At 42.8% G+C, this 8,566-nt stretch carries 8 protein-coding genes; 3 read left to right on the top strand and 5 right to left on the bottom strand.

The genetic code is table 11. The features are described 5' to 3' along the window. Nucleotides 1-277 precede the first annotated feature (277 nt). Complete coding sequence (locus tag QZZ43_RS13570) at nt 278-2,755, top strand: outer membrane beta-barrel family protein (RefSeq protein ID WP_291860369.1); 2,478 nt, start codon at nt 278-280, stop codon at nt 2,753-2,755. 152 nt (nt 2,756-2,907) lie between these two features. On the opposite strand, the gene trxB is transcribed toward QZZ43_RS13570, so the two are convergent. Together trxB and QZZ43_RS13560 are read right to left on the bottom strand one after the other, a co-directional pair. Beyond that, nucleotides 2,908-3,831: a thioredoxin-disulfide reductase gene (trxB, locus tag QZZ43_RS13565; RefSeq protein WP_291860367.1), complete on the bottom strand. Its 924-nt coding sequence runs from the start codon at nt 3,829-3,831 to the stop codon at nt 2,908-2,910. A 320-nt stretch (nt 3,832-4,151) separates the two neighbouring features. Beyond that, nucleotides 4,152-4,499, bottom strand: a complete 348-nt coding sequence (locus tag QZZ43_RS13560) for a thioredoxin (protein WP_291860364.1) — start codon at nt 4,497-4,499, stop codon at nt 4,152-4,154. A 223-nt stretch (nt 4,500-4,722) separates the two neighbouring features. On the opposite strand from QZZ43_RS13560, the gene QZZ43_RS13555 reads away from it, so the two are divergent. Continuing rightward, nucleotides 4,723-5,676 carry an aldo/keto reductase gene (locus QZZ43_RS13555; protein ID WP_291860361.1) on the top strand — a complete coding sequence of 318 codons (954 nt, stop codon included), beginning with the start codon at nt 4,723-4,725 and terminating at the stop codon, nt 5,674-5,676. Nucleotides 5,677-5,797: 121 nt separating this feature from the next. After that, nucleotides 5,798-6,487 (top strand): Crp/Fnr family transcriptional regulator, encoded by a 690-nt coding sequence (locus QZZ43_RS13550; RefSeq protein ID WP_291860358.1) that lies wholly within the window; start codon nt 5,798-5,800, stop codon nt 6,485-6,487. A 56-nt stretch (nt 6,488-6,543) separates the two neighbouring features. On the opposite strand, the gene QZZ43_RS19630 is transcribed toward QZZ43_RS13550, so the two are convergent. The 3 genes from QZZ43_RS19630 to QZZ43_RS13540 all read right to left on the bottom strand — a co-directional run. Continuing rightward, nucleotides 6,544-6,735: a type II toxin-antitoxin system mRNA interferase toxin, RelE/StbE family gene (locus QZZ43_RS19630; RefSeq protein ID WP_367221582.1), complete on the bottom strand. Its 192-nt coding sequence runs from the start codon at nt 6,733-6,735 to the stop codon at nt 6,544-6,546. A 47-nt stretch (nt 6,736-6,782) separates the two neighbouring features. Next, nucleotides 6,783-7,013, bottom strand: a complete 231-nt coding sequence (locus QZZ43_RS13545) for a hypothetical protein (RefSeq protein WP_291860355.1) — start codon at nt 7,011-7,013, stop codon at nt 6,783-6,785. 90 nt (nt 7,014-7,103) lie between these two features. Continuing rightward, nucleotides 7,104-8,566 (bottom strand): FAD-dependent oxidoreductase (locus QZZ43_RS13540; protein WP_291860352.1); only part of this gene is annotated, 1,463 nt, incomplete at its 5' end.

Below are 8,566 nucleotides of genomic sequence, written 5' to 3'. Positions count from 1 at the left end.
AATCTAATTCATGTAAATCTAATTCATGAATTAGATTTACATGAATTAGATTTACATTTTTTTTTGAACTTTTGGGTTAGGTTTAAGTTAGGAAAGCCGACAGATAAACGATTCTGCCGGCTTTTTTTTTGCATTTATTATCAGGCAAAAAGTGGTACGTTATTATTACAGACACCCAACCTGCGTTATTAACACAAATTAACGTCTAACTTTTTTAAACTAATTTAGGACAAAGTCATCTAAATACCCAGTTTACAATAACGAAAAACGCTTTGTTATGACGAATAGATGCTTTGTTATTTTAGCCATACTCTCCCTAATCAGCATTTCTTCTTACAGCCAATCTGCACCTCCGACAACCAAAGGTAAAATAACAGGAAAGGTGATAGATGCGGCAAAAAATATACCACTTGAGTTTGCCACCATTTCTATTTTTTCGAGCGATTCGTCACTGATAGACGGGGGCATCACCGATTCGAAAGGACAGTTCAATTTTAATCTGAATCCCGGAAATTACTATGTGGAAGTTCAGTTTGTGTCTTACCAGAAACGCACCTTTGATAATATTAATATAGAAAACCGAAGAGTCTCAGTCGACCTGGGAACCATCCGCCTTGAGCCTTCCACTACAAGTCTTAATGAAGTAACGGTACGAGGTGAAAAGAGTGAGATGGTTATTGGCGTTGACAGGAAAATTTTCAATGTTGGAAAAGACCTGAGCAACACCGGAAATTCAGCCGCGGAGATTTTGGATAACATCCCAACCGTTGCCGTAGATGCCGATGGAAACATATCGCTAAGGGGAAGTGGCGGGGTGCGAATGCTGATTGATGGCAAACCATCAGGCCTTGTTAATTCCGGGAGTGCCAACGCATTACAGGCTTTGCAAGGCAATATGATTGAGCGTATTGAGGTCATTACAAACCCAAGTGCCCGATACGAAGCGGCCGGAATGGTTGGGATTATCAACATTATCTTAAAAAAGGATGAACGTCGTGGAGTAAACGGATCGTTTGAAGCTTCTGTAGCCACTCCCGAAAGGTACCAGTTTGGTGCCAATATAAATTTCAGAAGAGAAAAAATCAACTACTTTTTCAACTATGGCCTGCGTTACGGCAGTCGATTGGGGGAAGGATTTTCGGAACAATACTTTCCTTTGGCCACAACCCCGTTTCACACGCAACTGGACAGAGACCGGGAGCGTTCAGGATGGTCGAACAACCTGCGCGGAGGTGCCGATTTTTTCATCAACAGCACAACCACCCTTACTGCTGCGGGAATGTTTGATTATGACAGTGAAGAAAACGTTACTGAAGTCATCTATCAGGATTATTACGACGACAACGGAACTCCGGGAGACCTGTTGGAAAAATCAAGTCGTTACGATGTTGAAAAAGAAACCGAGTGGGATGTGGAGTTCTCACTGAACCTGGAGAAAATTTTTGATCCGGAAAATAAGGAACATAAGCTCAATGCTTTTGCTCAGTATATTCTGGACGATGAATCGGAAGATTCGGAAATTGAAGAAAAAATGCTCTTCACCGATGCAGGCGCTTCCCTGGAGGATATCTTCTATCAAACAGTTTTAAATGAAGAGAAGGAGGAAAACTATCTGGTTCAGGCCGATTATGTCTATCCTTTTGGCAACGACGGCCGGTTTGAAGCTGGTGCGCGCGGGGAGTTCAGAATAATTACCAACCCTTACGAAGTTCAAAGTCAAAATGAAGCCGGCGACTGGGTTACCGATCCGGAATACACCAACGATTTCAGCTACGATGAGAATGTGGTTGCTCTTTATCTGCAGGGAGCCAATAAATGGGGACCCGTTAGTACTCAATTGGGCTTGAGGGGAGAATATACAGGCATTAAAACCCATCTGATACAGACCGACGAGGAGAATGAACGCACCTATTTCGACTTTTTCCCCACCATTCACACCACTTACCACTTCAATAATTACAATGCGTGGCAGATAAGTTACAGCCGTCGAATAGACCGCCCTCATTTCTGGCACCTCAATCCTTTTTCGGGACTTAGTGATTCACGAAACCTACGACGGGGAAATCCCAACCTGGAACCCGAATACACCGATGCTTATGAAAGTGGTTATGTTTACACCCCCGGCCGTTCTTCTTATTATGCCGGAGTTTATTATCGCTACACCACAGGTGTGGAGGAACGCATCAATTTTGTATCCGATGAAGGAATTACCATCTCGGAACCCCGAAACCTGGCAGAACGACATGCATACGGTGCCGAAGCCAATGTTTCAGTGGACCCCCTGAAATGGTGGAACCTTTCGGGAAATGTCAATTTCTACCGAATGCAAACTGAAGGAAGTTTTGAAGAGAATGGAATTGTGCAGGATTTGGAAAGCGACACTTACTCCTGGGATACCCGCATCAATTCACGTATGCGATGGGACAATGATCTTAGTTTTCAGACCACTTTCTTTTACCGTGGCGAACAGGAAACAACGCAGGGCATTCGGAAACCGTTTTACATGATGCACATGTCGTTGAGCAAAGATGTTTTTAAAGGCAACGGAACCATCACACTGAATGTAAGAGACGTCCTGAACAGCCGGAAATTCCGTTACGAAATTCATCAACCTGATTTGATTTCTACCAATGAGTTTCGTTGGAGTACCCGTGAGTTCCGCCTTTCATTCATCTATCGTCTGAACCAAAACAAACGCCAGGGTGGCGGAAGCAAAGATGGAGGTGATGAAGGAGGAGAAGGAATGGGATTTTAATGAGAATAGCAGTCGGGTGACCCCAGGCAAGTCCAAAGCCACCCCGTTAAGCCGGTCTTCAGCCGGCTTCTTAACAAATCAAAAAAGGCCGGTTCGAACATTTTCGAACCGGCCTTTTCCATCTTTGGGATTTTCAGAAACTATTCAAAAGACTACATCTTTCTTAGGTATTCCGAAGCACTAAGTGCCGCAACGGTACCTTCGGCGGTTGCTGTGGTAATCTGTCTGTATCTTTTGTTTATGCAATCGCCGGCAGCAAACACTCCGGGAATATTGGTTTTCATGTCACGATCGACCACAAACTCGTTGCGCTCATTTAATTCCACCAACCCTTTAAAAGGCTCTGTATTGGGCAGATAACCGATAAAAATAAAGGTTCCGTCTACTTTGAGCATTTTTCTCTCTCCCGAAGGCAAATGCTCTACGGTAAGACTTTGCAATGAGCCATTTCCTGCAAATTCGCGAGGCTCCGATTCCATCACAAACTCTATTTTGGGATTTTTCCGGGCCTCTTCTACCGCATGCGCAAAAGCCTGAAAACGGTCAAACTGATGCACAATCGTCACTTTAGTGGCAAAACTTGTTAAAGTTACTGCCTCCTCAAGAGCAGAGTTCCCTCCCCCAATCACAGCAATCTCCTTGTCCTTGAAGAAATCGCCGTCACAAGTGGCACAGTATGATATTCCTGTCCCTTTGAAAGTATCCTCACCGGGAATCCCCAACGAACGGGGACGACCACCGGGCGTAAGGATCACCGTCTTTGCGCTGAATGTACGTCCGTCTTCCAACTCCACTGATTTCACATCACCATTCAGATGGTACCGGGCAATTTTCGCATTGGTCTTGATTTTACATCCAAAGGATTTGGCCTGCTTTTTCATGGTATTGGCCAACACATAACCGTTAGTCGTCTCCACCCCTGGGTAATTGGCAACTTCATTTGTAAGCACCATTTGACCGCCAATGGCACCATCATTCAATATCAGCGTTGACAACCGGGCGCGGGAAGCATAAATACCGGCGGTAAGGCCGGCAGCTCCTGCTCCGATGATCATTACGTCGTAAGTATCGTTCATTGATTTGTTTTTTCTAACTTCTTCTTTGACAAATTGGTTCTGCATATAAAAAAAAGCCGAAGGTCTGTTAGCAATTAGCCACGGAAAACACCCGGGAGAATAATTCATTCTCCGTTTCCCCTCTTGCCCTTTGGTGGCAAGGCCACCAAAGGGCAAGAGGGTGGGTGAGTCGAATATTCCATTTTCCCAGGGCGTTGCCCCGGACAATTGCTCTTGAGGCTTTCAGCCTGTTTACAAGAAATCTGTCAAAGTGATACTAACATCATTCTTAAAGGGATTTTCTTCCTTTAACCCTGAAGCTGTATTTAATTGAATTAATCTTAATTAAAATGTTCGTCGAGTACGCTGGTAATTTGGTCCATGCTTTGAATACTGCTGGTGGCATGTGCTACATTACCATTTTTGTAATACATAGTAAAGGGCAGTCCCATGAAACCTTGTGCCTCGGGCGCATTACGAATAACATGTGCTTCAGGATTATCGAAAGCCATAGAGTAAAACTTCACGTTCTCACGCTCCTCTTCCAACTCTTCCATAGCATCATAAACGGGAATACACATAGGTCCCATTCGTCCACAGCACACCATTACGTTATCATTTTCTGAAATAATTTTCTGCAGCTCATCAGCTGATTCAATCTCCTGGATTTCTGTTTGTAACATCTTCATATCACTAATTTTTTGTTTGTTTACAATTTGATGTCAATTTCTTCATTCAGACATCGTTTAATTGACAATACAAACATACTACTACCGTGTGAGCAGCCCAAGAAATAAGAGCTGGAGCATTCCGGATTCAAAACTGAAATTTTTCAGCTTTTTTTATGTCACCACCCACTTTTCTTTGAACAAAAAAAACCGCACCTTTATGTTGTCATACAAAAATACAACTATGCAATATCAAAAACTTGGAAAAAACGGTCCTGTAATTTCCACCATAGGCTTTGGTGCCTGGGGGATCAGTGGCCGAGACTGGGGGAAAACCGATGATGAAGAATCAAAAAAAGCTTTACATCAGGCCCTTGACAGTGGAATTACCTTTATTGATACGGCCGACACTTATGGTTCGGGACATTCAGAAAAACTGATACGGGAAGTTCTTGATGAGCGGGGAAGAAAAGATAAAGCAATCATTGCAACCAAAGCCGGCAATAACTTCTACCCCTACCTGGAAGAAAAACACAAAACCACACCAGGCAACCCGGATTATTCAAAAAAACACCTTATTTATGCTGCAGAACAGAGCCTTAAAAGATTAGGTGTTGAGGCACTGGATATTCTTCAGTTGCACAGTCCGGATGACTCACTCCTGGCCATGGATGAACCATGGGAAGCCCTTGAGAAGTTAAAAAAAGACGGTAAAATAAAACATGCCGGCTGGAGTGTCCAGTCCTTCAGGGAAACTGACCAGGCTCATTTTCTGGAAGAACACCATGACCTTATTGACGTACTACAGGTAAGATACAACCTACTTGAAAGAGAGGCAGAAAAGAAACTTTTTCCTTTGGCTCAAAAATATGGCACTGGTATCATCGTCCGGATTCCCATTTTATTTGGCTTTTTGTCAGGAAAATTTTCCGGTGAGACAAAATTTGGAGATGATGACCACCGGCGTTTTAATCTTTCTCCCGAAAAACTGGAACAATATCTATTACAATTAGAAAGTTTTAAGCCCTTCTTTGAGGAACACAACAAATATTCAATGGCCCAACTCAGTCTCAGATTCTGCATTTCACATCCGGCCTGCCATGTGGCCATCCCGGGAGGTAAAACCCCAGAACAGGTAAAAGAGAACGCAGTATCCTCAGACATTGACATTAAATACGAGGATTTTCCCACCTTATAATAGCAAGGGTTTTTGGGGGGAGGAAACTAAACCGTCCTCCCTTTCACATGTAATGGAATTCGAAACACAGAACTCCATATTTTCATTAACTTTATCTCCCAATTCAGAGAAAAGAGTTCCCATGACCGATAACATATTAAATACCGACAGCATATTTGATTCCGCAGCCTGTTTTCAGGGGCTTTATCCCAAAGAACTGGAAAAACTCAGCGACAGTAAAACACGTGTACAATACCTCCGGGGAGAGAATGTATTCAAGCAGGGAGCTTTTTCTCCACATGTCACTTATGTTCTGAGTGGTTTGGTACGAGTATATCTGCAAACCGGGCACAACCGTCAACTGAATATTCGTATGGCCGGCCCGGGCGATTTCCTGTCGTTCAGCTCTGTCTTTGGAGAGAATACCTATAACTATTCGGCCCTTGCGATTAAAGATGCCTGGGTTTGCATGATTGAGAAAGAAGCTCTAAGAAACTTGTTGCAAACCAATGCCGACTTTGCATTACGGATAGTATCCCGTAACTGCCGAAACGAAAAACAATTATTGGATGTAATCGGAAACCTATCTTATAAGCAGATGCGCGGGAAACTGGCCTCTGCCCTGCTCTATCTGTCTTCGGAAGCGTTCATGCAGGAACAGGTATTTCAGCATCTCACCCGTCAGGACATTGCCGATTTTGCTGCAATCTCCACCGAAAGCACCATTAAGTTTTTGAAAGAGTTTGAAAGCGAAGGAATCGTGGAGTTAAAGAAAAGGGATATTGAAATAACGGATATAAAAAAGCTTGAAGTAATCAGTAGAAATAGTTAAGAAGCGTTTCTTCTATTTAAAAATCTCTGAATGTCTTCCTGCGCTAACAAGTCTGATTACCCTTCATTCTCTATTTGAAACCAGATTGCGAGTAAACCCGGAAGGATATGACATTCCCAGGTTCCAGAATAATTACCGGACAACCTGTGAGGATGCATTCTTTCCGGAATGGAAGAAACGCCACCTGTCTGAAGAAGTTTCACAACATCACGAATTAGATCAAGTTTTTGGGAAGAACGTTTCTTTATTCACTTAAGGTCTTTCCTGAATTGACCGGTAATTTCAGTTTGATACATTAAATACTATTAAAGAAATCATCGACATCGTCAACCCTTTCAGTTTCTCCATTCACAGCATCATTAACCGCTAAAACTGTCCTATTGGAAGGAATATATTCTTTAGAAGAGCTTTCCCCTGCAAATTTTTCAACAACAACAGATTTGTATATTTTTTCCAGGCTTTTGGCAACATCTAATAATCCCCGACCAACTTTCGTCGTGTCATCAACAATAATTGCAAATCTCATTTTAGAATCTTTTTTTCAAATTTAATAAAAACCCCGACAAAAAATCAACTTTGCCAGAGCTTAAACAAACTCTCAAAAGTAATATACAGATTATTTTTCTCGTTCAAATGGCCAGGCAGCAATGCCACCCTCAAGAATTTTAACGTTCTTATATCCATGCTGCTTCAGTAAAACTGCAGCTTCGTAACCTCGTAGCGAAATTTTACAGAGTGTGACAATTTCTTTATTCTTATCCTGAGGCACCTCATGAAGTCTTTCACGCAACTTTCCAATAGGGATAAGCGTTTCGCCAATTCCCAATCGTATTTCTTCATATTCATCGGCCCCACGTGCATCCAGGATAAACAAATCCTCCCCTTTATCCACTTTGGCTTTCAGGTCAACTGAAGAAATACCATCAAAGATTCCCTCGAGTTTATTTTGCATGATATGAGCTGTGGCAATACTGTGGTCGATGGCCAGTGAGAATGGCGGGGCATAAGGCAGGTCAGCATTCACCATGTCATCAACAGTCAGGCTACCTTTAATTGCTATGGCCCAAATAGCCAATTGCTTGCTAACATCTCCAGGGCCCAGTACCTGAGCACCAAGGATCTTCCTACTCTTACGCTCCACAACCAACTTGGTAATCAACAACTGCCCATTCATAAATCCGGGCTTATCAGGACTTGCATTCAACACACGTTCATAATCAAATCCTGCTTCTATGGCCTTAGCTTCAGACAAACCAGTAATACCCACGCCATAATCAAAAAGCTTGCAAATACCCGTTTGTATTGTTCCCGGAAATTTGGCGATATTTCCTTTGATAATATTTCCACCAACAGCACGCCCCTGCAAATTGGCCAGGTCACCATAGGGCGCCAAAACATTCTTCCCGGTAATAAGATTTTTCACTTCACAACAATCACCCGCAGCATAAATATCCGGGTCATTGGTTTGCATAAATTCGTTGGTAGAAATACCACCAAGCTTGCCAATATTTAAACCAGCTTCCTGCGCCAATTTTACATTCGGTCGTACCCCGATAGCCACAACAGCCAACTCACAAGGAATTTCTGTTCCATTCTGAAGTTTAACCGCCGTTAATTTTCCATTCTCTCCAATAAATTCGGACACCCCATTCTTAGTAATTACATTTGCTTTAGTCTTCAGATAATTCTCCACCAACTTAGCCATTTTCCAATCCAGAAAAACAAGTAACTGGGGCAATAACTCAACCAAGGTTAGTTCTATTCCTGCCAGATGAAGCGCCTCCAAAGTTTCAATACCAATCAGTCCACCCCCAATAACCACGGCCTTCTTAATCTTTCCTTCATCGCGAACTTTACGCAAATAATCGGCATCCTGCATGGATTGCAAAGTGGTAATTCCTTCCAGTCCAACACCGGGAATGGGGGGCATATTGGGAGTCGCTCCTGTAGTAATGACCAATTTATCATATTCCTGGGTTCCTTTTTCACCGGTTTCTAGATTGGTATATTCCACCAATTTATTATCCCGGTCAATTCGGGTCACCTCTGTATTTACTTTGGCTACGATACCTTTGGCGT

Origin of the sequence: Marinilabilia sp., from assembly GCF_016278715.1 — a bacterium.
GTDB lineage: Bacteria > Bacteroidota > Bacteroidia > Bacteroidales > Marinilabiliaceae > Marinilabilia.
Note: the sequence above shows the minus strand (reverse complement) of the source record. Positions and strands in the feature narration are given on the sequence as shown.

Coding starts and splice junctions, on each gene's coding strand:
- QZZ43_RS13570 (WP_291860369.1), top strand. CDS start 278: ATGACGAATAGATGCTTTGTTATTTTAGCCATACTCTCCCTAATCAGC.
- QZZ43_RS13550 (WP_291860358.1), top strand. CDS start 5,798: ATGACCGATAACATATTAAATACCGACAGCATATTTGATTCCGCAGCC.
- trxB (WP_291860367.1), bottom strand. CDS start 3,831: ATGAACGATACTTACGACGTAATGATCATCGGAGCAGGAGCTGCCGGC.
- QZZ43_RS13555 (WP_291860361.1), top strand. CDS start 4,723: ATGCAATATCAAAAACTTGGAAAAAACGGTCCTGTAATTTCCACCATA.
- QZZ43_RS13560 (WP_291860364.1), bottom strand. CDS start 4,499: ATGAAGATGTTACAAACAGAAATCCAGGAGATTGAATCAGCTGATGAG.
- QZZ43_RS13545 (WP_291860355.1), bottom strand. CDS start 7,013: ATGAGATTTGCAATTATTGTTGATGACACGACGAAAGTTGGTCGGGGA.